The sequence below is a fragment of the Rossellomorea sp. RS05 genome, assembly GCF_039822645.1.
GTDB classification, from domain to species: domain Bacteria; phylum Bacillota; class Bacilli; order Bacillales; family Bacillaceae_B; genus Rossellomorea; species Rossellomorea marisflavi_B.
The window spans coordinates 136,685-161,843 of sequence record NZ_JBDKWY010000003.1 but is presented as its reverse complement, the minus strand read 5'-3'; the positions used below and the strand labels follow the sequence as shown (position 1 = coordinate 161,843).

The window sequence follows — 25,159 nt, the reverse complement described above, 5'->3', positions numbered from 1 at the left end:
CTTCCTTCTTTTTTGTTGGCGGATGGTACAGGCTGTTGACAATCACAGGAGAACCTTATAATATAGAAACATGAATGAATGGTCATTCATTATTCTATAAGGCAGGTCAAAAACCTATGAAGCGAAATAAACCAAAATATAAACAGATCATCGATGCCGCGGTCATTGTGATTGCAGAAAACGGCTACCATCAGGCGCAGGTTTCCAAGATTGCCAAGCAGGCAGGAGTGGCAGACGGGACCATCTATCTTTATTTCAAAAACAAAGAAGACATCCTGATTTCCCTCTTCAAAGAAAAGATGAGCCTGTTCGTGGATAAAATCGAGGAAGTTATTGCAGGAAAACAGACAGTTTCAGAGAAATTATTAGTAATGATTGAAAATCATTGTAAGATCCTGTCGGATGATCATCACCTCGCCATCGTGACGCAGCTGGAGCTTCGACAATCCAATAAGGAGATTCGCCTCAAGATCAATGATGTCCTGAAAGGGTACCTGAAGCTGATCGATACCATCCTGGTCAGCGGAGTGGAGTCAGGTGAATTTTCAGCAGATCTCGATGTAAGGCTTGCACGGCAGATGATCTTCGGAACGCTGGATGAAATGGTCACCACCTGGGTGATGAATGAACAGAAATATGATCTGACGGCCCAGGTACCCACCATCCACAAGCTGCTGCTTCAAGGATGCGGCGGCAGGAACACAATCAGTTTAGGGGGATGAAAATGGAGAATCTTTCGTGGACACTGGAAGGGAATGTAGCATCCGTGCTCATTCAGAGACCCCCTGCCAATGCGTTGGCAAGCGGGCTCATTTCTGAAATAGATGCTCTATTGAATGAGCTTGAGGGGAACCGGGACGTCCGGGTCATCCTCTTGAAGGGAGAAGGTCGATTCTTCTCTGCGGGAGCCGATATCAAGGAATTCACCACCATCGAGACCGGAGATGAGTTCTCGAAGCTTGCCGGACGGGGGCAGGAAGTGTTCGAGCGCATGGAAAACTTCCCGAAACCGATCATTGCCGCCATTCACGGCGCTGCACTGGGAGGCGGACTCGAGCTCGCCATGGGATGTCACATCCGTCTTGTGAGTGAAAACGCAAAGCTCGGCCTTCCTGAACTACAGCTCGGCCTTGTGCCAGGTTTCGCCGGTTCACAGCGTCTGCCTAAATTCGTAGGACGCGCCAAGGCAGCGGAGATGCTCCTGACAAGTGAGCCGATCTCTGGTGTCGAAGCGGTACAATGGGGCCTTGCCAATAAAGCGTATCCTGAAGAGGAGCTTTTTGAAAAGGCTTCGGAGCTTGCGGCAAAGATCGCCAAGAAGAGTCCCGTGGCCATGAAGGCTGCTATCGAATTGCTCAGCTACACAAAAGATGACCGATTCTATGCAGGCGTGAAACGAGAAGCCGATATGTTCGGTGAAATCTTCGTCTCAGAGGATGCCAAGGAAGGGATATCAGCCTTCATTGAAAAACGCGAACCCCATTTCAAAGGGTAGGTTCCAGGATAGCGGGTGTACATCCGCTATCCATTCTTCGGAACGTAATTGTCCGAATCTTCCTAAGAGATGCTGTATTTAAAACATTGTTTCGATTATCATAGTCAAATACCAGGAGGGACTGCAGAATGAACATCTATGTATTGTTGAAAAGAACGTTTGACACGGAAGAGAAGATCTCGATCCAGAATGGGCGCATAGCGGAAGACGGCGCCGAATTCATCATCAATCCTTATGATGAATATGCCGTGGAAGAAGCCATCCAGGTCCGTGACAATCACGGCGGAGATGTAACCGTTATCACGGTTGGAGGGGAAGAGAGCGAGAAGCAGCTCAGGACCGCTTTGGCCATGGGGGCCGATAAAGCCGTCCTCATCAATACAGAAGATGATCTCGACCATGGTGACCAGTTCACGACTGCGACGATCCTGGCGCAATACCTGAAAGATCAGGAAGTCGATCTGATCCTTGCGGGCAATGTGGCCATCGACGGCGGATCCGGACAGGTTGGGCCAAGGGTGGCAGAGCAACTGGATATCCCGTTTGTCACCACCATCACAAAGCTTGAAATCGCTGGTGAAACCGTAACCGTGACGCGTGACGTTGAAGGGGATTCGGAAGTGATCGAAACGTCCCTTCCCCTACTTGTAACAGCGCAGCAAGGGTTGAATGAGCCGCGCTACCCTTCACTTCCAGGAATCATGAAAGCCAAGAAAAAGCCTCTCGAAGAGCTTGAATTAGACGATCTTGATTTGGAAGAAGAGGACGTGGAAGCGAAAACGAAAACAATCGAAATGTATCTTCCGCCGAAAAAAGAGGCCGGCAGGGTGCTCGAAGGAGATGTAGCCGTACAGGTGAGCGAACTGGTACAGCTTCTCCGCACGGAAGCGAAAGTCATCTAATCGACCAGCATACCAATACAATCAGGGGGTTATAAGCATGGCAAGAAAAGTAGTAGTACTTGGTGAAGTTCGGGACGGATCATTGCGTAATGTATCTTTCGAGGCCATTGCGGCAGCGAAGACGGTAGCGGAAGGCGGAGAAGTCGTAGGCGTGCTCGTCGGCCAATCGGTGAGCAGCCTCGGGGAAGAGTTGATTCAATACGGAGCTGACCGTGTCATCACTGTTGAGGATGAAAAATTGGCTCAATATACACCGGATGGCTATTCACAGGCGTTGATGGCAGTGATCGGACAGGAATCCCCAGAGGGGATCATCTTCGGCCATACGGCACTCGGGAAGGATCTTTCACCGAAGCTCGCAGGCAAGCTGAAGACCGGTCTTGTATCCGATGCAACGGACTTGGAGCTCGCAGGAGGGAATCTTGTTTTCACCAGACCGATCTATTCTGGAAAAGCCTTCGAGAAAAAGATTGTAACGGACGGAGTCATCTTTGCGACGATACGCCCGAATAATATCGAACCATTGGCCAAGGATGAGTCCCGCACAGGTGATGTGGCCTCCTTATCCGTGGAAATCAAGGATCTGCGAACGATCATCAAGGATGTCGTCCGCAAAGCAAGCGAAGGGGTCGACCTGTCAGAAGCGAAAGTCATCATCGCAGGAGGACGTGGCGTGAAGAGTGAGGATGGGTTCAACCCCCTCAAAGAACTCGCCGACGTACTGGGCGGTGCAGTCGGGGCCTCAAGGGGTGCATGTGATGCCGACTACTGTGATTATTCACTCCAGATCGGTCAAACCGGTAAAGTCGTCACACCGGACCTTTACATCGCCTGCGGAATTTCCGGAGCGATTCAGCATCTAGCCGGAATGTCCAATTCCAAGGTCATTGTCGCCATCAACAAAGACCCGGAAGCGAACATCTTCAATGTAGCCGACTACGGGATCGTAGGGGACCTCTTTGAAGTGGTACCACTCCTCACGGAAGAGTTCAAAAAGCTGAAAGTTTCTTCTTCCTGATCACTCCCTGTAAAAAGGACTGGGTGTCAGGGTGGAATTTCAACGCATGAACACATAGGATAAGAAAAGAAGAATAAGGAGTGGCGGATGCTTGCTCCTTATTTTCATGGAATGGGGTATAAACCTCTACCGGCAGGGGGAAAGTAGCTACGAGCAGATTTATAGCATCCTACCGGTTACGGTGATATACTTACGATACATTTTAAGATTTGGGAGGCACATTTAAATGGCTATTACACATGCAACTGATCAAAGCTTCACAGCTGAAACAAACTCTGGTCTCGTACTTGCGGACTTCTGGGCTCCATGGTGTGGACCTTGCAAAATGATCGCTCCTGTACTTGAAGAATTGGACAGCGAAATGGGCGAAAAAGTCAAAATCGTCAAAGTAGACGTAGACGAAAACCAAGAAACAGCAGGAAAATACGGCGTAATGAGCATCCCGACTCTCGTTATCCTAAAAGACGGCGAAGTCGTAGATAAAGTCATCGGTTTCCAACCGAAAGAAGCACTTGCTGAACTAGTCAACAAACACGCGTAAGCACGCCACAAAAAAGCATCCGGCCCAAAGCCGGATGCTTTTTTGATTTATTCAAACCAATTGGTATGGGGAACATTATGTGAAGGATGATGCAAACCCGTTTGATTTAGACAGGCGTTTTATCCTTTAAATACGAGAAATACCGCACACCCCAATGAAGAAACAGCACACAATATTGAACCACCAAAGAGTGGAATGGAGCGAAGGGCACTTGACTCCAACGGGAATAGAGGAAAGATCGAGATCCCGCAGGCGCAGCCGAGGAAGCTCGACTTCCTCCCCGTGGAAAGCAAGTGCCCGAAGCGTAATGGAACGGTCTACTTTCTCCTGATACCCCAATCCTTGAAAGGAACCGAAAATGATTTACCTGATATCCTGTCCCATAGTAGGGGAATACCCGCACACCCCATTGTAGAAAGAGTACACAATGATCAACCACCAAAGAGTGGAATGAAGCGAAGGGCACTTGACTCCTATGGGAAAAGAGGGATGATCGAGACCCCGCAGGCCTGTGTGCTGCCCCCTTATTACTAGACACCCCAATCCTAAAAGGAGGAGTCGAAAATGAACAAGCACACCCGTACGTTTAAACTTCAACTGGCCAAGCGTTACTTGGAGGATGAAACGGTTAGTTTTCGAGATTTAGCTTCTCAAGAAGGCGTGGACGCTGCTGCGCTGGGCTATTGGGTCAAGTTGGTTCGCCATCATGGTGATCAAGCCTTTTCTTTTCCCTATACATCGTATTCTCCTGCCTTTAAACTAAAGGTACTTCACTATATTACGGACAAGAATTACTCCATTCGAGAGGCATCTGCCTATTTCCACCTTCCCGATCCCTGTATTGTGCGCAGGTGGTTGAGAAAGTGGGAGAAAAGGGGACGAGATGCCTTCGAATCAAACGAAATGAGGGCCTTGACGATGACTCCTAAACCACCCAATCAACATAAGAAATTAGAAGACATGACTCCCGAAGAGCTACGAGCACACGCCGCCTATTTAGAGATGGAGAATGCTTATTTAAAAAAGCTGAGAGCCTTAGTTCAGGAGGAATCATCACCAAACAGATCAAAGCGAAAGTAGTATTTGAACTAACGAATGCGTTCCCGGTGATTCAGCTCATCAAAGTAGCGAACCTCCCTAGAAGCACCTATTACTTCATCAAAAAACAGTGGGACCAACCGGATCCTGATCGGAAGTGGAAAAGAAGAATTACCTTGATCTTCCGCCGTCATTCAGGCCGTTATGGTTACCGTCGGATTACGGATGCACTCCAGGCAAAAGGGTATGACATCAATAAAAAGAAAGTCCTTCGCATTATGAAAGCCTTAGGGCTTCAATGCCCTAGTAAGAAAGAAGAAATACCGGTCTTATGAAGGGGAAGTTGGAAAAGCGGCGCCCAACACCCTTGACCGAAAGTTCATGGCATCGAAACCAAACCAAAAATGGGTAACCGATGTGACGGAATTCAAGATTGCCGGACAGAAACTGTACTTGTCCGCGATGTTAGACCTGTTTAATCGAGAGATCATTACGTACACGCTTCACACGAAACCTAGCTTTGATTTAGTGGAAACGATGTTACTTCAAGGAGTCGAACGTCTACGTGAAGGCGATGACCTTCTTCTTCACTCTGATCAGGGCTGGCACTATCGTATGCCTAAGTACCGAAGGATACTCAAGGACCATCACATCACTCAGAGTATGTCTCGGAAAGGAAACTGTTATGACAACGCCGTGATGGAGAATTTCTTTGGCATCATGAAATCGGAGTTTCTCTACAGAGAAACCTTTCGGAACCTCAAGGAGTTCCACATTAAATTAGAAGAATACATGGATTACTACAACCACTTGCGAATCAAGTCTACGCTCGGTAAAAAGAGCCCGGTAGAATACCGACTGTACACACAACGAATCAATCAAAAAGTGGGTGTCCAATAATTTGGGTCCAGTGCAGCCTGCCGAGGAGGCTCGACTCCCTCCCCATGGAAAGCAAGTGCCCGTAGCGCAATGAAACGGTCCACTTCCCAACCGCGCTCCTCATCCTAAACAGGACTTGGGATCCAATAAGAAAGTACACTCTTTATGAAAAGTGAACTGAACCCCTCCCCAAAGCCCCAATCATAGAAGTGCTCCGCCAATTCGTGTATACTTCAAGTAAAAGGAAACAACTGATCGACAACCATGAACGATCGTAAGAAAGGGAGAGCGACCGTGAATACAATGATCTCAAATAAATTGGCCCTCTTGCCCGATCAGCCCGGCTGCTACCTCATGAAAGATCGTCAAGGGACGATCATCTACGTAGGAAAAGCCAAAGTGCTGAAAAATCGGGTTCGGTCCTATTTCACCGGGTCCCATGATGCGAAAACCCAGCGCCTCGTCGGTGAAATCGAGGACTTTGAATACATCATGACTTCATCAGACCTTGAAGCACTCGTGCTCGAAATGAACCTCATCAAGAAGTATGACCCGAAATACAACGTCATGCTCAAAGATGATAAAAGCTATCCGTTCATCAAGCTGACCAACGAGCGTCACCCTAGGCTCATTACCACCCGCAAGGTACAGCGCGGCAAGGGACGGTACTTCGGTCCGTATCCGAACGCTGGAGCCGCGAACGAAACGAAAAAACTTCTCGACCGTCTGTATCCACTTCGGAAATGTACCACGCTGCCGGACCGTGCATGCCTATACTACCATATGGGACAATGCCTGGCACCGTGTATCAAGGAAGTGAATAATGAAACCTACCGCGAGATGACGGATGAAATCGCCCGTTTCCTGAATGGCGGGTATAAGGAAATCAAGGAGCAGCTCTCCGTAAAGATGCAGGAAGCATCTGAAAAGATGGAATTCGAGCGTGCCATGGAATTCCGTGATCAGATCCAGCATATCGAGGCAACGATGGAAAAACAAAAGATGACCATGACGGACTTCACCGATCGCGATGTGTTCGGCTACGGCATCGACAAAGGCTGGATGTGCGTCCAGGTATTCTTCGTACGGCAAGGGAAGCTCATCGAACGGGATGTTTCCCTGTTCCCGATCTATAATGAACCGGAGGATGAGTTCCTGACGTTCATCGGACAGTTTTATTCCAAGTCCAATCACTTCAAACCGAAGGAGATTTTCCTCCCGGAAGGAATCGATGTGGAACTCGTGGAGAAACTCCTTGACGTGAGGACCGTCCAACCGAAGCGCGGAAAGAAGAAGGAACTGGTGCGCCTTGCTGAGAAAAATGCCAAGCAGGCATTGAACGAGAAGTTCGCCCTGATCGAACGGGATGAAGACCGTACGATCAAAGCGGTGGAAAGACTCGGGGAACAGATGGGCATTTATACGCCGTTCCGTATCGAGGCGTTCGATAACTCCAATATCCAGGGATCGGATCCCGTCTCGGCCATGATCGTGTTCCTAGACGGGAAGCCCGCAAAGAAGGAGTACCGAAAGTACAAAATCAAGACCGTCACCGGACCGGATGATTATGAATCCATGAGGGAAGTGATCCGGAGAAGGTATGCAAGGGTGCTGAAGGAAGGACTGCCCCTCCCCGACCTGATTGTCATCGATGGAGGAAAGGGGCAGATCGAAGCGGCCCGGGAAGTGTTGGAGAACGAATTGGGTCTCGATGTGCCTCTGGGCGGTTTGGCAAAGGACGACAAGCATCAGACCTCGGAACTGCTGTACGGGAATCCCCTCCAGATCATCCCATTAGAGAAACGGAGTCAGGAATTTTATTTGCTTCAGCGCATACAGGATGAAGTCCACCGGTTCGCCATCACCTTCCATCGCCAGCTCAGGGGGAAAAGTGCGTTCCAATCCATGCTGGATGATATCGACGGAATCGGTCCGAAGCGTAAAAAACAGCTGTTGAAGCATTTTGGATCGATGAAACGGATGAAAGAAGCAACCTTGCAAGAGTTCAGGGAACTTGGGATCCCGGAGCGAGTCGCCATGGAACTTCATGAAAAACTTCATGATAATGGGGAAAAGGATGTTGATACCCAAAAATGATTGTGCTATAATGAACAAAAATTAAAAACATTATCACTTTTTAAGTGGTGATAGAGGTGCGGACTTCAATAGTACAGTTCACGGAAGGGTATGAGCCCTGGCGATGTGACTGGAAAGGGGAGGACCGCCGAAGTGGAGCCGCACTCATATCGGCTGCGCTGGTTCTGCATTTAATAGATGCAGGATTGTCAAGATGATTCATCTTGGAGAGCTATCTCACAATGCCGACTGAACCTTTTTTGTTCGTATGCAGTGTTCAAAAAGCAATGAGATGCTTCGTCTCATTGCTTTTTTTTATACCTGCTGCATGACGGTGTCCCCGGCATGGGGATGCCAAAAGCCGGAATCAGATAGTAGCTCTAATCCATCAGGGTGCTCCGCATCCAATCAAGAAGAAAGAGGGAGAAGCATTGGGTATAATCGTTCAGAAATTTGGCGGAACTTCGGTGGGATCAGTGGAACGGATTCAGCATGTGGCTTCACGTGTGGTGGAAGAGAAGGAAAAGGGGAATGACGTCGTCGTCGTCGTTTCCGCAATGGGAAAAACGACGGATGCCCTTGTAGGCATGGCAAAGGAAATCTGCTCCCAGCCGAGCAAACGTGAAATGGATATGCTTCTGTCTACAGGAGAGCAGGTGACCATCTCACTCTTGACGATGGCCCTCATCCAGGTCGGCCAGGACGCGATTTCATTTACGGGCTGGCAGGCCGGGATCGAGACGGAATCCATCCACAGCAATGCCAGGATCACCAATATCCACACGGAAAAATTGGCATCCCATCTGAATGAGGGGAAGGTCGTCATCGTGGCCGGATTCCAGGGAATGACTGCATCAGGTGAGATCACCACCCTTGGCCGCGGCGGATCCGATACGACGGCCGTCGCCATCGCAGCAGCCCTGAAGGCGGAACGCTGTGACATTTACACAGACGTAGACGGGGTCTACACATCCGACCCCCGTTATATAAAAGGAGCAAGGAAGCTTTCCAGCATCTCCTATGACGAAATGCTGGAGCTTGCCAATCTTGGGGCGGGCGTCCTCCATCCGAGGGCCGTGGAATTTGCCAAAAACTATCAGATTCCATTGGAAGTCCGTTCAAGCATCGAGAGGATCGAAGGTACTTATATTGAGGAGGAAGCAAGCATGGAACAAAATCTAGTTGTACGCGGCGTAGCGTTCGAGAATGAAATCACAAGGGTGACGGTCTTCGGTCTGAATAATGCGTTGAAGGGGCTATCTTCGATCTTCACCACATTGGCGGAGCATCACCTGAATGTCGATATCATCATTCAAAGTCAAACAGAACAGAATACGACCAATCTGTCGTTCTCCATCAAAGGACATGATCTTGAAGAGACCCTCGAGGTCCTCGAACAGCATAAAGAATCCCTTGGCTTCACTCATGTGGAATATGAAGGGGGACTGTCGAAGGTATCCATCGTCGGCTCAGGCATGATCTCGAATCCGGGTGTCGCAGCAGAGATGTTCGAAGTACTGGCAGATAACGGGATCACCATCAAGATGGTGAGTACATCTGAAATCAAAGTCTCCGTCGTCGTGGATGAAGATCTTATGAATAAAGCGGCACAGGTGCTGCATTCCTCTTTCCATCTTGATGAAGTGAAAGTAGAAGAAATCACCCTGTGATCATCAAAAAGCAGGCCCGCTCCTCATGGGAGCGGGCCTGCCTTCTGTGGTCATTCGACCCTGTCTTTGTCATCCCAGACGGCCGTGATCTTGACGGTCTGGTTTCGCTTATGTAGTTCATCAGTCGCTTCGGTGACGAATTTGTACTGCATTTGGACAAATTCGGCAAGAAAGCCCGTTTCCAATTTGAAGGAGGCATCCGATTTCAATGAATTGCGGCGCTTGACGAATTCCCCGCTGAGTTCGAACGTGATTTCGTTCTTCTTCTGCTCAACGATGGCGAGATCTCCCCATCCGGCTTCACGGAAGAATGAAATCAGTTCATCATTGGATGGAAGGGGGAATTTCCTTGCAAGCTGTTTACCGCCCCAGTACAGAATATCGGGTGTGTGTTTCCCGAGGATATCGGGTAGCAGCAGATCGCGTATCAGTTCATATCCGAAGACGGGAACGGACTGGGACTCTACGACTTCTTCTTTTTTCTGTTCCAAATATATCCCCTCTTTCTATAAAACTATTATATACATGAGAGGGAAATTAATCATCCCATACTCGAAAAAAAGTGGGCATGGGATATTTTGGCGCTATAACAAATCCTGTTTGTTTTGATTGAATTTTCTTACGATTTTGTGACAAATACGGGACTAAATTATTTTTCCGATATTGTCGAATTTATGTATACGTTTTCTTGACGCTGTCACTCCATGGGAGTAAAATGGATGTGTCACATAATTGTTACAATATAAAATATGAATAAAAATCTAATTTTTATGCGGAGATTAGTTGGAAGATTCATATTTTATGATTAAGGGGGGTAAATCATGGCTGGAAATCGAGAGTTTAATTTTCGCAGGCTTCATTCATTACTAGGTGTGATTCCGGTTGGATTATTCTTAACGCAACATTTAGTGGTGAACCATTTTGCCACTGGCGGGGAAGAATCGTTCAACCAGGCAGCACATTTCATGGAAAGTCTACCTTTCCGCTATTTCCTGGAGATCTTCATCATTTTCCTTCCATTGTATTTCCATGCGATCTATGGAATCTACATTGCGTTCACGTCCAAGAATAACGCCAGCAGATTCGGATTCTTCCGTAACTGGATGTTCCTTCTTCAACGTGTATCCGGCGTCATCACGTTCATCTTCGTCACATGGCATATCTGGCAGACACGTGTCGCTGCATTCTTCGGCGCGACAGTGAACTTCCAAATGATGGAGGGGATATTCTCCAACCCGTTCATGGTCGCATTCTACGTGCTGGGTGTCCTGTCTACGATCTTCCACTTCGCCAATGGCCTATGGTCATTCTGCGTCAGCTGGGGAATCACGGTCACACCGCGTTCGCAGCGCATCGCTACATACGTGACAATCGGGATCTTCCTTGCGCTTTCCATCGTGGGTATGCGCGCCATCTTTGCTTTTATCGTATAAGGAACACATTCAATAGATCATGCAAGTGCTCTGAAGTTTGGTAGGAAAAGGAGTGAAGGACGATGAGTAAAGGGAAAATCATCGTAGTCGGTGGTGGCTTAGCCGGTCTGATGGCCACCATCAAAGCAGCAGAAAAAGGCGCACCGGTCGATCTATTTTCATTGGTGCCAGTTAAACGCTCCCATTCCGTTTGCGCACAGGGTGGCATAAACGGAGCGGTCAATACAAAAGGAGAAGGGGATTCTCCTTGGGAACATTTCGATGATACGGTCTATGGAGGTGACTTCCTTGCAAATCAGCCGCCAGTCAAGGCCATGACCGAAGCAGCACCAGGCATCATCCACCTTTTGGACCGTATGGGCGTCATGTTCAACCGGACACCGGAAGGCTTGCTTGACTTCCGCCGCTTTGGTGGAACACAGCATCACCGTACTGCGTTTGCCGGTGCGACAACCGGTCAACAGTTATTGTACGCATTGGACGAGCAGGTTCGCCGCCATGAAGTGGCAGGGCTCGTGAATAAATATGAAGGATGGGAATTCCTCGGTGTCATCATCGATGACGAAGGGAAGGCACGCGGAATCGTCGCCCAGAACCTTCAAACGATGGAGATCCAGTCATTCCCGGCCGATGCCGTCATCATGGCAACGGGAGGACCCGGTATCATCTTCGGAAAATCAACGAACTCCGTCATCAATACAGGATCCGCTGCTTCCATCGTGTATCAGCAGGGTGCGTATTATGCGAACGGTGAGTTCATCCAGATCCATCCGACAGCAATTCCAGGGGACGATAAGCTGCGCCTCATGAGTGAATCGGCACGTGGGGAAGGCGGACGCGTCTGGACGTACAAAGACGGAAAGCCTTGGTACTTCCTCGAAGAGAAATACCCGGCTTACGGAAACCTCGTACCGCGTGATATCGCAACGCGTGAAATCTTCGACGTGTGCGTGAACCAGAAGCTCGGCATCAACGGGGAGAACATGGTGTATCTTGATCTTTCCCATAAGGATTCCAAGGAACTAGACATCAAGCTCGGCGGCATCATCGAAATCTATGAGAAGTTCATGGGTGATGATCCACGCAAAGTGCCGATGAAGATCTTCCCTGCGGTCCACTATTCAATGGGCGGCCTGTGGGTCGATTACGATCAGATGACGAATATCCCTGGACTGTTCGCTGCCGGTGAGTGTGATTACTCCCAGCATGGTGGGAACCGACTTGGAGCCAACTCCCTCCTTTCCGCGATCTATGGCGGTATGGTGGCCGGCCCGAATGCAATCAAGTACATCGATGGGCTTGAAAGCTCAGTCGAAACCGTACCTGCATCCGTATTCGAGCGCCATGTGAAACAGGAGCAAGAGAAATGGAACGAGATCATGAGCATGGACGGAACCGAAAACGCGTACGTGATCCACAAAGAGCTTGGCGAGTGGATGACAGATAACGTGACCGTGGTCCGTCACAATGACAAGCTTGTGGAAACCGATAAGAAGATTGTAGAGCTCATGGAGCGCTATAAAAAAATCAATATCAATGACACGGCGAAGTGGAGCAATCAGGGTGCCATGTTCACGCGTCAGCTTTGGAACATGCTACAGCTTGCACGCGTCATCACCATCGGTGCACTGAACCGGAATGAAAGCCGCGGTGCCCACTACAAGCCGGAATTCCCTGACCGTAATGATGAGGATTTCCTCAAGACGACCATGGCGAAGTTCAATGCTTCCGCCAATGCGCCGGAATTCCATTACGAAGAAGTGGATACATCGTTGATCCAACCGCGTAAACGTGATTATTCTAAGAAAAAAGGGGGTTCTAACTAATGGCTGAGAAAAAGATCCGTTTTGTCATCACCCGTCAGGAAGGCCCGGATGCCGCCCCTTATCAAGAAGAATTCTCCCTTGATTATCGCCCGAATATGAACGTGATCTCCGCTTTGATGGAGATCCGTCGTAACCCGGTCAATGCGAAAGGGGAAGGCACGACACCGATCAACTGGGATATGAACTGCCTTGAGGAAGTATGTGGAGCCTGCTCCATGGTCATCAACGGGAAACCGAGACAATCCTGTACGGCCCTGATCGATCAGCTCGAGCAGCCGATCCGTCTTGAGCCTATGCGCACCTTCCCGGTCGTCCGCGACCTGCAGGTGGACCGCAGCAGGATGTTCGACAGCCTGAAGAAAGTGAAAGCCTGGATCCCGATCGACGGTACGTACGATCTTGGACCTGGACCGCGTATGCCAGAGAAAAAGCGCCAGTGGGCATATGAACTTTCAAAATGTATGACATGCGGTGTTTGCCTTGAAGCTTGCCCGAATGTTAACAGCAAGTCGGACTTCATCGGTCCTGCTCCCCTATCTCAAGTACGCCTCTTCAATGCGCATCCGACGGGTGCCATGAATAAGGATGAGCGTCTTGAAGCCATCATGGGCGACGGCGGACTGGCGAACTGTGGGAACTCTCAAAACTGCGTGCAGTCTTGTCCGAAGGGAATCCCTTTGACAACCTCCATCGCAGCGTTGAACAGGGAGACCACTTTCCAGATGTTCAAAAACTTCTTCGGAAGCGACCACATGGTGGATTCATAAACAACATTGAAAAGCACTTTCCCGATGGAAAGTGCTTTTTTTAACCGTTCAAATCGAAGAAAGCATCCTTGTTGGGGAATATGCGCCACATAAATACATGAATGGAGGAGCCAAAATGAAGAACGTTACATATATTGAGGATGTAAATACGTGGAAGGAAGGGTTTTCATTTTTCATCGATGTCAAGGTACGGTTTTCAGAGGTGGATATGTTCGGCCATATGAACAATACCGTTCCATTTGTTTACTTTGAACAGGCAAGGATCGATTATTTCAAGAGCCTTGGATTCATGCAGGACTGGGTGAAGCCCGATCATGAAACGATGATCGTCGTGGCGGATCTTCAGTGTGATTTTGCGAGGCAGGTTTATTTCGATGAGCATATCAGGCTCTTTGTGAAGGCTGGGGAGATCGGGAATTCCTCTGTCGACCTCCATTATATGGGTCTGAACGCCAAGGATGACATCTGCTTCGTCGGAAGAGGAACCATGGTCCAAATATCAAAAAGGACCGGGAAAGGTGCTCCATGGACGGATGAAATGAAGAACAGGTTCAATGAGAGCCCTTCAGGATCGATTTCATAACGGCTGCCTATTTTTTCTGAGAGTCGTTCCTCCATGTCACTCTGACCCAGCTCTTCACATATGATATTTTGACGACCGACAATACCCATCCCCGCGGTTTAAAGCTGGCGAAGGCAAGGAGGGTTACCATAATTGAAGGACAATGATTTTACACACAAACCGTTGCTCACCAAAAGAGAGAAAGAAGTATTCGAACTGTTGGTACAGGACAAAACCACCAAGGAAATTGCCGGTGATTTATTCATCAGTGAAAAAACAGTTCGGAATCATATTTCCAACGCCATGCAAAAGCTTGGAGTGAAGGGGCGATCTCAAGCTGTTGTAGAGCTTCTTCGCATGGGGGAACTAAAGCTTTAACCATAAGAGACTGATTCGGACGGCAAACGATTCGTGGGATTGTTTGGAGGGGAGTCAGTCTCTTTTCATATGGTGACAGGTAAGACATCCGGCTTCTTAAAAGCTACTCCTTGAAATTTTCGCAAAAAAAGGTGAAAATGCTTATAAGGATGTGTACGATGAAATCGGATGTACATACGAGACGTTAACGATAAAGGGGAATTGGAATGGAAAATGTGAAGGATGCCGCCGCAGCCGGAGTGGTAGCGGATATTGAAAAAGATCTTAGGTACATCTCGTCCATCATCAAACAAAAAGGGCGTGAAATCCTCAGTCAGTATACGATCACACCTCCTCAGTTCATCGCCCTTCAGTGGCTGTTTGAATTTGGCGATATGACGATCGGTGACTTATCGAACCGGATGTATCTTGCCTGCAGTACGACGACCGACCTCGTGGACAGGATGGAAAAGAATCAGCTCGTCGAACGCGTCAGGGATGAGAAAGACCGGCGTGTCGTCAGGATCCATATGCTGAAAGAGGGCGAAAGGATCATTGAAGAAGTGATCAATAAAAGGCAGAATTATTTGGAGAGCGTGCTGTCGGATTTCTCATACGATGAAGTGCTTCAGCTTCAGCAAAACCTCTCGAAATTACATCTAGAAATCAAACCAGAATGAGGGAATAACGTGATTCAACCTATAGGCGTGATCGACTCTGGCGTAGGTGGCCTGACGGTGGCCAAGGAAATCATGCGCCAGCTGCCGAAAGAAACCATCTATTATCTAGGGGATACAGCGAGATGCCCGTATGGTCCAAGGACCGTGGAAGAAGTCAGGCAGTTCACCTGGGACATGACCCGGTACCTGCTGCAGTATGATATGAAAATGCTCATCATTGCCTGCAATACGGCAACGGCCGCGGCCCTGGATGAAATCCAGACGCATCTGGATATTCCCGTGATCGGGGTCATCCATCCGGGAGCAAGGGCAGCGATCAAACGGACGCGCAACAAACGGGTAGGCGTACTCGGTACGATTGGGACCGTGAACAGCAAGGCCTATCCCGATGCCTTGCACTCCCTTCATGGGGGGCTCGAGGTATCATCCCTCGCCTGTCCGAAGTTCGTACCTCTCGTGGAGAGCGGGGAATACGGAAGCGACGTGGCCGATCGCATCATCAGTGAAACCCTTGAAGAACTCAAGGGGCTCGATCTTGATACCTTGATCCTGGGCTGCACCCATTACCCGCTTCTGCAGCCGAAGATCCAGGCATTCATGGGTCCTTCTGTGAGCGTCATCAGCTCGGGTGATGAGACGGCGAGTGAAGTGAGCACGATCTTGGACTACTACAATCTACTATATAGAGGGGTCCATCCCCCTGAGCACCGTTTCTTCACAACGGGCTCCTCTACGATCTTCTCCGGGATCGCCTCCGACTGGCTCGACGGGGAGATTAGAGCCGAAACCATCCGCATTGACTAATGCGGGTGTTTTTTTATGGCCATTTTCAAAGAAAGGAAGTTTTTAAGAAAGTTTCGGTCTATTTTCCCGAAGGGCTCGTATACATAGTAGTACAAACTGTCTTTCTAGGAGGTTTACCGATGGCGAAAAAAGCGAAAGTGTCCATTGCAGTAACGGTATTAGCATCTTCTGTGTATCTGTCGGGGTGTGGGTTGTTCAGTTTTGGGGATAAGAAGGAAAAGATCGACCCCCCTCAGGATACCTCGTACTTAAAAGAAGGTGAGAAAGTAGATACAGCCAAAAAAGAAGAAGGCAAGGAAACCTCTGCCAAAAAAGAAGAAGCAACTGAAAACAGCGTCATGACGGAGCTTTATCTCATCGATAAAAACGGGTACGTCGTCTCCCAGTCCATCCCGCTGCCGGGGAAAGAAAGTGTCGCCAAACAGGCGCTTGAGCATCTCGTCGTGAACGGTCCGGTGCAGGAAGTGCTACCGAACGGATTCAGGGCGGTGATTCCGGCTGATACGCAGGTATCGGTGGACATCAAGGACGGGGTGGCGGTAGCCGATTTCTCTCCTGAATTCAAGGAGTATCAGCCTGAAGACGAGCAGCGGATCCTCGAGTCCATCACCTGGACACTGACTCAGTTTGATTCCGTTGAGAAAGTGGAGCTTCGCGTAAACGGCTATCCGCTGACGGAAATGCCGGTTGCGGGAACGCCGATCAGTGAGGATGGCTTGACTCGGAAGACCGGTATCAACGTCGATACGAGCGGGGTTGCCGACCCGACAATCACCAAGCCATTGACCGTATATTATGTGTCCCAGACCGATAAGGAAACGTATTATGTTCCGGTCACGAAGCGGGTGAGTTCGAATGAAACCGATAATGTGAAAGCGGTGGTGAATGAGCTCATCGAAGGACCAGGGTATGCATCCTCCCTCGTCAGTGATTTCACAGGGGCGGAACTTCTCGATGATCCGAAGATCAAAGATGGGAATGTAACGTTGAACTTCAATGAAGGCGTCTACGGGAGCGTGGAGGAAAAACTCGTATCCGAGCATATGCTGAACGCCCTCGTCCTCTCATTGACGGAGCAAAAGGACATCAAGGGCGTATCCGTTGAAGTGAACGGGGAAGCGGCCTCTGTCGCCAAGGATGGAGAAGCTGTGACAGAACCGGTGACCCGACCGGAAAATGTCAATGCGATTGGTTTCTGACTGTGCATTTTTGATATACTATAGAAGAAGCTAACATGTAGAGGTGGGCATTAGCCGCCTCTTCTCTTTTTTTGAAAAACAGCAGTACATATACTCCCAATGGGAGGAAGCACGAAACAGGAGGGACTTCAATGAGATACGATGGAAGACAGAAGATGGAGCTTAGACCGGTTGAAATCGAGACGGGTTATATCAAGCATCCGGAAGGTTCGGTGCTGATCACGGTAGGAGAGACGAAGGTCATTTGCAACGCAAGCATCGAGGACCGCGTACCGCCGTTCATGAGAAACAGCGGAAAGGGCTGGATCACTGCCGAATACTCCATGCTGCCGAGAGCGACCGACACGCGGAACATCAGGGAATCGTCCAAAGGAAAGATTTCCGGGCGAACAATGGAAATTCAGCGTCTGATCGGACGGGCCCTGCGTGCTGTCGTGGATTTGGAAGCACTGGGAGAACGTACGATCTGGATCGACTGTGATGTCATCCAGGCGGACGGCGGGACAAGGACCGCTTCCATTACGGGAGCGTTCGTCGCTATGGCCCTTGCCCTCGGGAAACTTCAGGATCAGAACAAAATCAGCAGCTTCCCGCTTAAAAGCTTCCTCGCTGCGACCAGCGTTGGAATCGTGGAGGACCACGGGGCAGTGCTCGATCTGAACTATGTAGAAGACAGCCAGGCCATGGTGGATATGAATATCATCATGACGGGCGAAGGGGAATTCGTCGAGCTCCAGGGGACAGGGGAGGAAGCGACATTCACCATGAATCAGCTTCAGGAACTCCTTGAACTCGGTCAGACCGGGATCCGTGAGTTATTCGACATTCAAAAAGACGTACTGGGTGAACTCGCAGACAGAATACAGTAAGGGATGGAGAAAACTATGGCAAAGAACGTCATCATCGCAACCAAGAACAGGGGAAAAGCGAAAGAATTCGAACTCATGTTTAAGCCATATGGTTATGAGGTACAGACATTACTAGATTTACCACATATTGAAGACGTGGAAGAAACTGGTGTCACATTTGAAGAGAATGCGATCCTGAAAGCCGAAACAGTGGCTAAAGAGCTCGACTGCCTCGTCATATCTGATGATTCAGGATTGAGCATCGACGCACTGGACGGCCGTCCGGGCGTATATTCCGCACGCTACGCCGGGGAAGCGAAAAGCGATGAAGCGAATATGGAAAAGGTCCTTGCCGAACTCCAAGGAGTGGAGGAAGCAAACCGGACTGCCCGCTTCCATTGTGTACTGGCCATCGCCGGACCCGGCCGGAAGACGGAGACCGTAAACGGAACGTGTGAAGGTGTCATCCTTGAAGAGAAGCGGGGAAGCAATGGATTCGGTTATGATCCGATCTTCTTCGTCCCGTCACTCGGCAAGGCCATGGCAGAGCTTACGCCGGATGAGAAGCGGAGCATCAGCCATCGCGGACACGCACTGGATCAATTGAGAGAGAGACTATCCGACTTCGTGTAAAGGGTGAGTAGATGAACATTTTAGTTGTAAGCGATAGCCACGGGTCCAAGGAAGAACTTGCCGACCTGTCCAGAATGTATGCAGGAAAGATGGACGTCATGATCCACTGCGGGGATTCCGAACTGCGAGCGGATGATGAAGTCCTGGACCACTTCAAAGTGGTCCGCGGCAACTGCGACATGGATCAACGATATCCCGAGACTCATCTTGAGGAAGGGGACGGCAAGCGGATCCTCGTGACCCACGGGCATTTATACGGAATTAAGATGTCATTGATGAAGCTGAAGTACAAAGCGGAAGAACTGGGAGCCGATATGGTTTTCTTCGGTCATTCCCATGAACTGGGGGCGGAGCTGATGGACGGGATCCTTTTCCTGAATCCAGGCAGCATCCTCCTGCCAAGGGGAAGGCACGAGAAAACGTACGCCCTCATCGAAACAACGAAACACAAGATCCACGTGAAATTCCTGACGGAAAAACACGAACTCGTCGAAGAAATCGAATTCGACATGTAAAGAGAGGGCCTGCCATGCAGGCTCCTTTTTACTCCAAGGAATACCCGAAGTTTTTTTGAAAAACCGTTGACTTTCCTTTGATATACGAATATAATAATAAATGTCCTTAAGAAACACGGACGCTTACATAATGCACATGTCCCAGTAGCTCAGCTGGATAGAGCAACGCCCTTCTAAGGCGTCGGTCGGGAGTTCGAATCTCTCCTGGGACGTACGATTGTAGCGGTTAAAACCGCATCATATAAGCCTTCTAATCCGTCAGGTGAATCGGTCAATGAATCGGTCAGCTTGCGAATTAGGAGGCTTTTTTCTTATGACCAAACGGAAGGCATCACTCGTTGTTCAGACGGATTTATCCGATTTGTTCAACGCATCCCCTCAACGTAAATCCACTAAAGGTTACCCGATTGATAAAGCGCTCTCAACCGTCTTGAAGCAAATGAAGGCGGCGGGCCTGCGTGCTAGGACGATCAGCGATTACGAATTACATGTGACGCACTTTGCGGAAACAATTAGCGCCAATACTCTCGAGGCTCTAAACGCGAATCACATATTCGAATGGCTCTCGTCCATGAACGTAAGCAATCAAACGAAGTTGACGCGTCTGAAGTGTCTAAAAGCGTTTCTCGGACGTTGCTTCGATAACGGGTGGCTTACCTCGAATTTTTGGCGAAACATCAAAATAAAGGTCGACAGCCCGGTCAAAGAGGGCGCCACTGACCGCGAAATAAAACTACTCCTTACATTTCTCGATTTAAATCGTTTCGTAGAGTTACGGGACGCGACGGCAATTCTCCTCATGTATCAAACCGGCATTCGTGTCGGAACTCTAACGCAGCTAGAGGACAAGCACGTAAACTTGGACGATAATTTACTTCGGATCGATGGCGGCATTGTTAAAAACCACGAGTCTCTTTATTTGCCGTTCGATGGTGTTCTTGCACGATTGCTTGAAGCGCTGATTACTCAAAACGATCTTATTCGTAAAGAGCGTCACGTGGACAACCGCTTATTATTTATCACTAAACACGGCGGGGAAATAGCGACTAGCCCGACGAACAACAACATTATTAAACGTTTAGGAAAGTATTCGAAGGAACTTGGCTTGCGTAATATAAATCCTCACGCATTGAGGCGTGGATTTGCGAAGAAGTTGCTTGGGAGAGGGGCGAATATAGCTCTGATCTCTAAGGCGCTCGGCCATAGCGACATAGCAGTCACCACCCGTTACCTTCACTTAGACAAAGAAGAAGTTGCGGAAAATTTACGGAGTTATCTATAAAAAGACAAAAAAAGTACGTGCTCACCGAAGTGATACACGCACCTATCCTAACTCAACTATAAGCGAAAAAACTGCGTAAGTCAAACGCTTATTTGAGTGTGCATTCATTTCGGTCGGGCAGGGAGGAGCCGGACCATGCGTTACCTATCGCAACACCAATCGTTCCAATCAGTCGCGGCCTTAAACGAGGCTTTATATCGTCATACCTGCGACCACTATTTCGCCATGAATGAGACGGATCGCAGCGTCTTAAAGATGCTTGGCCGCTATGCCGTTAAGTACGTTGGAGTCGCACATCTAAAGGCGGCTACTATCGCCCAGGCAATCGGTAAAAGTGAAAAGACTGTCAGACGCGCTCTGAGCAAGCTACAAGGCTTGGGCGTCATTGCTAAGGTGAAAACACTCCGACAAGTTTCCGGAGGATATGGCGCCAATCTGTACGTCATACAGCCGCCTGTGGCCGTTAATGACCAGTCGCAAGTGACCAGTGGCGGACAATCCGAAAAGCCAGTCACAACAACGCCTGAGCCTGCGAAAAAGCCGGAGGAAGCCTGTACTTTTTCAAGCGCTAAAGAGTTATCTAACGATAAGACGTATGCTGACGCAGATGTTGCCGCCAGTCCATACCGTCAATTTAAGCGTATGGCTGAAAACTTCGTAGCTGATCGCAAGCTCACGAACCGGCTCTACGGCATCTATTTAGCGCAAAGCAGTTACCTCAAAACAGCGTTCAACCCCGCCGACCTACTCAGCGCAGGCATAGAGGCGCTGAAGGTGACGTTCCAGGCAACCAAGCGTAAACGTATTAGGAATGTCTGCGGCTTCTATACAGGCGTCATAGACAAGCTGTACGACCGCCTATACTTTGCGGAAACCCATGCGTTCTAATTTGGCGATATCGCCGAGGCGGACGATATAATACGTTTCATCGTCGTTTGTGACGATTGCTTCGTCGGGTAGAAGGTGTTTTTTCGCATTTCTTAGCGTGAATGGACCGGTCATGAGTTCGTTTGGGTCGATCATATTAACGCCTCCTTTTACCGTAAGTATAAGTTCAAGACATTGCTTTCGCCAAGTTCGGGCTCAAGCGTTCACTAATACCTTTATCGCTAGAACTTTTTTGCGAAGAAATAAGGTTTGAGAAGAATATCCCCTGCGAATTTATGAGCAGGAATCTTTATTATTTTTAATTGGTTATTGTTAATTCGTTCTTTTTATATTCCCGCTCATAGGAAACGATCGATTCCCGTCTGTAGGAATTGATTAAATCCCGCTGGTAGGAAACGGGCCAACAAGACTAAGATATAATTCGTCATTTTCACGACACAACCACGGCAGTAAAACGGAGCATTCGCGAGCATACATACGATTTGGTCGGTATTTTGCCACTTCGAAAAGTGTGCGAATAAAGTCGTACTTTTGTCCGTTTTTGTGCGAATAAAGTCGTGTTCATTATCAGTCACAACAAGGTTTGCAAATATCGTGATGTTTAAACCTAAGTGAGAAATAAAAAATCAATTTGACCTGTAAAATTATTTTTAAAATGGTATTATATTGAAAGGGAGTGAACACAATTTTTAAAGGGGGAAATAAAGATTTTGCTAAATGATTTATTTATAAAAAAAATATACAATAAACTCGAAGAAAGTAAAAATCATTATGCTTATGATTTTATAGTAACGCAGAATGAGAGCCGTATTAACAATCACATACATCTCAAAATTGTTTATAAATATAATACAGATTTATCTTTTAAAACAGAGTACCTCCCAGATGAAGATGAATTTGAGTGTACGGTACACCCAGGGGAGATTACTGTTAAAGAAGAAAAGTCGTTAAACTTGTACGAATTTTTTGATTTGATTGGAGACTGGACTGAAAGGATAACTGAATCGCAAAACGAATTGCCTGAATTTAGAAAAATTATTAAAGTGCAAGATAGCTTGCGTGAATTAGAGGAAAAATTAAAGGGGATGTCGGGAGAAATTACAGAGCCATTTAGTGATGCTGAATCCTCGGAGTTGCGTAGTAGACTAGATGAGCTAGAGAAGGAATTGTCTAGAGGATTGACTGAACAATCCGAAGAAAATAAATCACTTCAAAAAGAGTTAGAAGCACTGAGGAAAGATTTCGCTATACTTAAAAATCAAACAAAACACCTTGATAAGAAGAATTGGTTATTATCTTTTTACACCAGAGCTTACATTTGGGGCCAGAATAATCCTAAGCTTATAACTAGAGCAATGTTAGAAGTTGCACACAAATTTATTCCTGAGCCTGTAAGGGAATATTTCCCTATTGAAAGTGCTCAAGATTTCTTATCTCTTCCTGACGAGCCAGTTAATAAATCAACCGAAGAAAAAACAAGTAAGGGCGAACGTTGATAACCTAATTGTAGCTTAAATTGATCCGGATATAGGGGTGGTAGGTAAAATGAGTACTTGGTTAAAATGGATCGGAATATTTACGATTGGTTTTGCAGTAGTTACGTCGGTATATATACTGAATATAGAATTACTCGTTATGAAATGGGCATACTCGCTAGGCGTACTTCTGTTGGGGTCACTGTTCGGTTTAATTGCCGTACTTGTAGCACGTATTTACGATAACATTATTCCGGACGAACACGAAAACGAACGCGACATTGCAAAGAAACGACGCCAGGCTACGCTTGATCAATCGAATTTTTAACGACTTTACCTCGCCCACCTGGCGGGGATTTTTTTATGTTCAGATGAATTGTCGCCATCTTACGTATCAAAGAAGTCGTCTGGCCTTGCGCCTGGATCCACCTTCTTTATTGCGTTCATGATTTTCTTAATTGTCGGCAGAGTTGGCGAATAATCTCTGTTGCTCGATATTTGGCTGATTGTATTGCGACTAACCTTCGACTCCTTAACGAGCCATTCCTGCGAAATTCCCCTCGCATCTAAAAATTTCCCGAGCTTTGTGCGCGGCTTTCCTCCGAATAATCCGAACATATCCAATCTCTCCTTCTCCTTAATTTACTATCATTTTGGACGAGTATTGAGAAAAATATACAAGCCTGCTGGGAAAGTTTTCACAACGGACAAGTAAAGTTGGACAATCCGCGCTGCATAACCTACACCATGAAAGCTAAAGAGAGCCGGAAGTGACACGGCATTCTATCAACTGTTATCGCCTAGTTAAGTAATACCCTTGCAAGCCCTATTGAGACAATAAAACCGAAACTTGTTAAGAACGAGAGAAGCGAGTGACGGGGAAGGTGGGGAGCGCGAGGGGAGGAAGGGGAGAAGGATATGTTTTCATCGACAGTTTTAATCGCAGGCGGGACGATACTAGCCACGGCGTTACTAGACAAGACGTGCGAGGATTACGGATTTCACACCCTGGGAACGGTGGTCAAGATACTGCTTCCAATCGCAGCGTTAGCAACCGGTATCTATTTTATAGAGACGAACGCTATCTTGAGGTGGTTGTGGTGAATTGGTGGGCGAAAATGAAACTCCGCAAGAAGCTGATCGATACCTTTAAGTCTGGCGGAATCCATCTAACGTATGAAATGAGCGACGGTACCCGGCGCCTAATCCTTCCGAAGATCCACTCGGTCGACTTAACCGACCTATCCACGCAACTTACTTTCACGTTACCAAACGGGCTTGACCCAAAACTGCTTCAGAAACACTTCTACGTATTCCAACAATACTTTGGCCGGTCGATTGAACTCGAGGGTGACTATAAGCGATTCACTCTCACGGCTTACAGTGGATCGATGCCGGCTGAGCTTCCGTATAACTTCAAGGATATCGCGAATCACATCTGCCGTCACAAGCTTCCTATTATCGCAGGCAAAGACCGGCAGGGGCGCTATGTATCGTTTGACCTGCTGAAGCAACCACATATTCTTATCGCAGGGGAAACCGGATCGGGCAAATCGACGCAGCTCAGGTCGATCCTGACGACGCTCATTAAAACGAAAAAGCCGTCAGAGCTCGAGTTGTACCTGGGAGACTGTAAGAAGTCGGAGTTTCACATTTTTCGCAAAGTAGAGCACGTGCAGTGCGTTCTAAGTAGCGCCAAGGACATTCAGAAGATGTTGCGCCATATAAAGAAGGAGTTGGACGAACGGAGCGATCTGACGGAAACATTCGAAGTGAGTCATGTTGATGAACTACCGCCCGAGCACCGGCGCCCCTACATTGTGGTCTGCATTGACGAATTTGTCATGCTGAGGAAAGACGACTATATCATGGACGTTCTGACGGAGCTGGTCGCCATTGGCCGGACGCTCGGAGTCTTCGCCATTTTGTCAATGCAACGACCTAACGCAAAGGTTCTCGATACAACAATCAGGGCGAATCTAACGGTGAGTATGGGCTTCAAACTGCGGGACAAAATCGAGGCTCGCATCGTCAATACGCCAGGAGCCGATGAGCTAGAAACATCCGGTCGATTCATAATGAATAGCGATAAACTTTACGAGCTGCAAGCGCCTTATTTGAAGTTAGAGAGAGCCCGAGAGTTATTGTCGTCATACATGGTAGCGAAGCAAGCAAAGGAAGTAAAGCCGGAGCCAGTGCCGGAACTAACGGAAAAGGACGTGTTTAACGATGTCTTTAACTAAACGTGATAAAGCGATTATTGCAGATTTG

General features: G+C 48.2%; 27 protein-coding genes, 1 tRNA gene, 1 pseudogene and 1 riboswitch. Of the genes and pseudogenes, 26 read left to right on the top strand and 3 right to left on the bottom strand.

The features are described 5' to 3' along the window. Positions 1-116: 116 nt before the first annotated feature. The 9 genes and pseudogenes from ABJ225_RS10680 to ABJ225_RS10640 all read left to right on the top strand — a co-directional run bounded on the left by ABJ225_RS10680 (position 117) and on the right by ABJ225_RS10640 (position 9,619). The gene (locus tag ABJ225_RS10680) at positions 117-722 is read left to right on the top strand and encodes a TetR/AcrR family transcriptional regulator (protein ID WP_056538360.1); all 606 of its coding nucleotides are present in this window, start codon (positions 117-119) and stop codon (positions 720-722) included. 2 nt (positions 723-724) lie between these two features. Beyond that, positions 725-1,495, top strand: a complete 771-nt coding sequence (locus ABJ225_RS10675; protein ID WP_347320098.1) for an enoyl-CoA hydratase — start codon at positions 725-727, stop codon at positions 1,493-1,495. A 128-nt stretch (positions 1,496-1,623) separates the two neighbouring features. Further along, a complete protein-coding gene (locus ABJ225_RS10670) occupies positions 1,624-2,397 on the top strand; it encodes an electron transfer flavoprotein subunit beta/FixA family protein (RefSeq protein ID WP_053426392.1) in 774 nt (257 codons plus the stop codon). A 37-nt stretch (positions 2,398-2,434) separates the two neighbouring features. Beyond that, complete coding sequence (locus ABJ225_RS10665; RefSeq protein ID WP_056535003.1) at positions 2,435-3,415, top strand: electron transfer flavoprotein subunit alpha/FixB family protein; 981 nt, start codon at positions 2,435-2,437, stop codon at positions 3,413-3,415. Positions 3,416-3,641: 226 nt separating this feature from the next. Next, the gene (gene trxA, locus ABJ225_RS10660) at positions 3,642-3,956 is read left to right on the top strand and encodes a thioredoxin (RefSeq protein ID WP_053426394.1); all 315 of its coding nucleotides are present in this window, start codon (positions 3,642-3,644) and stop codon (positions 3,954-3,956) included. A gap of 195 nt (positions 3,957-4,151) precedes the next feature. Then, positions 4,152-4,490, top strand: a complete 339-nt coding sequence (locus ABJ225_RS10655; protein WP_347320096.1) for a hypothetical protein — start codon at positions 4,152-4,154, stop codon at positions 4,488-4,490. 30 nt (positions 4,491-4,520) lie between these two features. After that, a pseudogene (locus ABJ225_RS10650) lies at positions 4,521-5,894 on the top strand (IS3 family transposase). Between the two features lie 273 nt (positions 5,895-6,167). Then, positions 6,168-7,970 (top strand): excinuclease ABC subunit UvrC, encoded by a 1,803-nt coding sequence (gene uvrC, locus ABJ225_RS10645; protein ID WP_347320304.1) that lies wholly within the window; start codon positions 6,168-6,170, stop codon positions 7,968-7,970. Positions 7,971-8,013: 43 nt separating this feature from the next. Continuing rightward, positions 8,014-8,192: riboswitch (Lysine riboswitch) on the top strand. A 188-nt stretch (positions 8,193-8,380) separates the two neighbouring features. Further along, positions 8,381-9,619: an aspartate kinase gene (locus tag ABJ225_RS10640; RefSeq protein WP_056535006.1), complete on the top strand. Its 1,239-nt coding sequence runs from the start codon at positions 8,381-8,383 to the stop codon at positions 9,617-9,619. 50 nt (positions 9,620-9,669) lie between these two features. Here ABJ225_RS10640 and ABJ225_RS10635 read toward each other — a convergent pair whose 3' ends face one another. Beyond that, positions 9,670-10,110: a YslB family protein gene (locus ABJ225_RS10635; protein ID WP_056535008.1), complete on the bottom strand. Its 441-nt coding sequence runs from the start codon at positions 10,108-10,110 to the stop codon at positions 9,670-9,672. A 330-nt stretch (positions 10,111-10,440) separates the two neighbouring features. Here ABJ225_RS10635 and ABJ225_RS10630 point away from each other — a divergent pair, with 330 nt between their 5' ends. The 14 genes from ABJ225_RS10630 (at position 10,441) to ABJ225_RS10565 (ending at position 21,413) form a co-directional block, all read left to right on the top strand. Continuing rightward, positions 10,441-11,052 (top strand): succinate dehydrogenase cytochrome b558 subunit, encoded by a 612-nt coding sequence (locus tag ABJ225_RS10630; RefSeq protein WP_347320093.1) that lies wholly within the window; start codon positions 10,441-10,443, stop codon positions 11,050-11,052. Positions 11,053-11,114: 62 nt separating this feature from the next. Then, the gene (gene sdhA, locus ABJ225_RS10625; protein ID WP_148984673.1) at positions 11,115-12,878 is read left to right on the top strand and encodes a succinate dehydrogenase flavoprotein subunit; all 1,764 of its coding nucleotides are present in this window, start codon (positions 11,115-11,117) and stop codon (positions 12,876-12,878) included. Next, entirely contained in the window at positions 12,878-13,645 is a 768-nt protein-coding gene (gene sdhB / locus ABJ225_RS10620) for a succinate dehydrogenase iron-sulfur subunit (protein ID WP_053426397.1), read from the top strand. Before sdhA ends, sdhB begins: the two co-directional genes overlap by 1 nt. A gap of 115 nt (positions 13,646-13,760) precedes the next feature. After that, positions 13,761-14,228 carry an acyl-CoA thioesterase gene (locus tag ABJ225_RS10615; RefSeq protein WP_056535014.1) on the top strand — a complete coding sequence of 156 codons (468 nt, stop codon included), beginning with the start codon at positions 13,761-13,763 and terminating at the stop codon, positions 14,226-14,228. 132 nt (positions 14,229-14,360) lie between these two features. Further along, positions 14,361-14,585 carry a helix-turn-helix domain-containing protein gene (locus ABJ225_RS10610; RefSeq protein WP_048006283.1) on the top strand — a complete coding sequence of 75 codons (225 nt, stop codon included), beginning with the start codon at positions 14,361-14,363 and terminating at the stop codon, positions 14,583-14,585. A gap of 206 nt (positions 14,586-14,791) precedes the next feature. Further along, complete coding sequence (locus tag ABJ225_RS10605; protein WP_048006282.1) at positions 14,792-15,244, top strand: MarR family winged helix-turn-helix transcriptional regulator; 453 nt, start codon at positions 14,792-14,794, stop codon at positions 15,242-15,244. A 9-nt stretch (positions 15,245-15,253) separates the two neighbouring features. Further along, complete coding sequence (racE, locus tag ABJ225_RS10600; RefSeq protein ID WP_056535016.1) at positions 15,254-16,048, top strand: glutamate racemase; 795 nt, start codon at positions 15,254-15,256, stop codon at positions 16,046-16,048. A gap of 119 nt (positions 16,049-16,167) precedes the next feature. After that, a complete protein-coding gene (locus ABJ225_RS10595; RefSeq protein WP_347320089.1) occupies positions 16,168-17,247 on the top strand; it encodes a GerMN domain-containing protein in 1,080 nt (359 codons plus the stop codon). 131 nt (positions 17,248-17,378) lie between these two features. After that, on the top strand, positions 17,379-18,116 hold the full coding sequence (gene rph / locus ABJ225_RS10590) for a ribonuclease PH (RefSeq protein ID WP_056535020.1): 738 nt from the start codon (positions 17,379-17,381) through the stop codon (positions 18,114-18,116). A 15-nt stretch (positions 18,117-18,131) separates the two neighbouring features. Beyond that, positions 18,132-18,728, top strand: a complete 597-nt coding sequence (locus ABJ225_RS10585) for an XTP/dITP diphosphatase (RefSeq protein WP_347320087.1) — start codon at positions 18,132-18,134, stop codon at positions 18,726-18,728. 11 nt (positions 18,729-18,739) lie between these two features. After that, on the top strand, positions 18,740-19,243 hold the full coding sequence (locus tag ABJ225_RS10580; RefSeq protein ID WP_148984670.1) for a metallophosphoesterase: 504 nt from the start codon (positions 18,740-18,742) through the stop codon (positions 19,241-19,243). A 138-nt stretch (positions 19,244-19,381) separates the two neighbouring features. Beyond that, positions 19,382-19,455 (top strand) — tRNA-Arg (locus ABJ225_RS10575). A 101-nt stretch (positions 19,456-19,556) separates the two neighbouring features. Further along, positions 19,557-20,525 (top strand): tyrosine-type recombinase/integrase, encoded by a 969-nt coding sequence (locus tag ABJ225_RS10570; protein ID WP_347320085.1) that lies wholly within the window; start codon positions 19,557-19,559, stop codon positions 20,523-20,525. Positions 20,526-20,660: 135 nt separating this feature from the next. Then, positions 20,661-21,413: a helix-turn-helix domain-containing protein gene (locus ABJ225_RS10565; RefSeq protein ID WP_347320083.1), complete on the top strand. Its 753-nt coding sequence runs from the start codon at positions 20,661-20,663 to the stop codon at positions 21,411-21,413. Here ABJ225_RS10565 and ABJ225_RS10560 read toward each other — a convergent pair. Then, a complete protein-coding gene (locus ABJ225_RS10560) occupies positions 21,384-21,548 on the bottom strand; it encodes a hypothetical protein (protein WP_347320081.1) in 165 nt (54 codons plus the stop codon). The genes ABJ225_RS10565 and ABJ225_RS10560 overlap by 30 nt on opposite strands. Positions 21,549-22,123: 575 nt before the next feature. On the opposite strand from ABJ225_RS10560, the gene ABJ225_RS10555 reads away from it, so the two are divergent. Together ABJ225_RS10555 and ABJ225_RS10550 are read left to right on the top strand one after the other, a co-directional pair. Then, a complete protein-coding gene (locus ABJ225_RS10555; protein WP_347320079.1) occupies positions 22,124-22,909 on the top strand; it encodes a hypothetical protein in 786 nt (261 codons plus the stop codon). A 49-nt stretch (positions 22,910-22,958) separates the two neighbouring features. Then, positions 22,959-23,216, top strand: coding sequence for a hypothetical protein (locus ABJ225_RS10550; RefSeq protein WP_347320077.1), 258 nt, complete (start codon positions 22,959-22,961; stop codon positions 23,214-23,216). 59 nt (positions 23,217-23,275) lie between these two features. Here the strand turns inward: ABJ225_RS10550 and ABJ225_RS10545 are convergent, their stop codons facing one another. Beyond that, positions 23,276-23,506 (bottom strand): helix-turn-helix transcriptional regulator, encoded by a 231-nt coding sequence (locus ABJ225_RS10545; RefSeq protein ID WP_347320075.1) that lies wholly within the window; start codon positions 23,504-23,506, stop codon positions 23,276-23,278. Positions 23,507-23,871: 365 nt separating this feature from the next. Between ABJ225_RS10545 and ABJ225_RS10540 the strand changes: the two genes are divergently transcribed. After that, positions 23,872-25,131: an FtsK/SpoIIIE domain-containing protein gene (locus tag ABJ225_RS10540; protein ID WP_347320073.1), complete on the top strand. Its 1,260-nt coding sequence runs from the start codon at positions 23,872-23,874 to the stop codon at positions 25,129-25,131. The last annotated feature ends 28 nt before the right edge of the window (positions 25,132-25,159 follow it).

What these genes read in the sequence shown, in the direction of transcription:
- ABJ225_RS10655 (WP_347320096.1), top strand. Translation starts at nt 4,152, where the DNA reads ATGGAGCGAAGGGCACTTGACTCCAACGGGAATAGAGGAAAGATCGAG.
- ABJ225_RS10560 (WP_347320081.1), bottom strand. Translation starts at nt 21,548, where the DNA reads ATGATCGACCCAAACGAACTCATGACCGGTCCATTCACGCTAAGAAAT.
- sdhB (WP_053426397.1), top strand. Translation starts at nt 12,878, where the DNA reads ATGGCTGAGAAAAAGATCCGTTTTGTCATCACCCGTCAGGAAGGCCCG.
- ABJ225_RS10670 (WP_053426392.1), top strand. Translation starts at nt 1,624, where the DNA reads ATGAACATCTATGTATTGTTGAAAAGAACGTTTGACACGGAAGAGAAG.
- ABJ225_RS10615 (WP_056535014.1), top strand. Translation starts at nt 13,761, where the DNA reads ATGAAGAACGTTACATATATTGAGGATGTAAATACGTGGAAGGAAGGG.
- sdhA (WP_148984673.1), top strand. Translation starts at nt 11,115, where the DNA reads ATGAGTAAAGGGAAAATCATCGTAGTCGGTGGTGGCTTAGCCGGTCTG.
- trxA (WP_053426394.1), top strand. Translation starts at nt 3,642, where the DNA reads ATGGCTATTACACATGCAACTGATCAAAGCTTCACAGCTGAAACAAAC.
- ABJ225_RS10675 (WP_347320098.1), top strand. Translation starts at nt 725, where the DNA reads ATGGAGAATCTTTCGTGGACACTGGAAGGGAATGTAGCATCCGTGCTC.
- ABJ225_RS10585 (WP_347320087.1), top strand. Translation starts at nt 18,132, where the DNA reads ATGGCAAAGAACGTCATCATCGCAACCAAGAACAGGGGAAAAGCGAAA.
- ABJ225_RS10605 (WP_048006282.1), top strand. Translation starts at nt 14,792, where the DNA reads ATGGAAAATGTGAAGGATGCCGCCGCAGCCGGAGTGGTAGCGGATATT.
- rph (WP_056535020.1), top strand. Translation starts at nt 17,379, where the DNA reads ATGAGATACGATGGAAGACAGAAGATGGAGCTTAGACCGGTTGAAATC.
- ABJ225_RS10565 (WP_347320083.1), top strand. Translation starts at nt 20,661, where the DNA reads ATGCGTTACCTATCGCAACACCAATCGTTCCAATCAGTCGCGGCCTTA.
- ABJ225_RS10630 (WP_347320093.1), top strand. Translation starts at nt 10,441, where the DNA reads ATGGCTGGAAATCGAGAGTTTAATTTTCGCAGGCTTCATTCATTACTA.
- ABJ225_RS10665 (WP_056535003.1), top strand. Translation starts at nt 2,435, where the DNA reads ATGGCAAGAAAAGTAGTAGTACTTGGTGAAGTTCGGGACGGATCATTG.
- ABJ225_RS10570 (WP_347320085.1), top strand. Translation starts at nt 19,557, where the DNA reads ATGACCAAACGGAAGGCATCACTCGTTGTTCAGACGGATTTATCCGAT.
- ABJ225_RS10550 (WP_347320077.1), top strand. Translation starts at nt 22,959, where the DNA reads ATGAGTACTTGGTTAAAATGGATCGGAATATTTACGATTGGTTTTGCA.
- ABJ225_RS10595 (WP_347320089.1), top strand. Translation starts at nt 16,168, where the DNA reads ATGGCGAAAAAAGCGAAAGTGTCCATTGCAGTAACGGTATTAGCATCT.
- ABJ225_RS10680 (WP_056538360.1), top strand. Translation starts at nt 117, where the DNA reads ATGAAGCGAAATAAACCAAAATATAAACAGATCATCGATGCCGCGGTC.
- ABJ225_RS10545 (WP_347320075.1), bottom strand. Translation starts at nt 23,506, where the DNA reads ATGTTCGGATTATTCGGAGGAAAGCCGCGCACAAAGCTCGGGAAATTT.
- ABJ225_RS10580 (WP_148984670.1), top strand. Translation starts at nt 18,740, where the DNA reads ATGAACATTTTAGTTGTAAGCGATAGCCACGGGTCCAAGGAAGAACTT.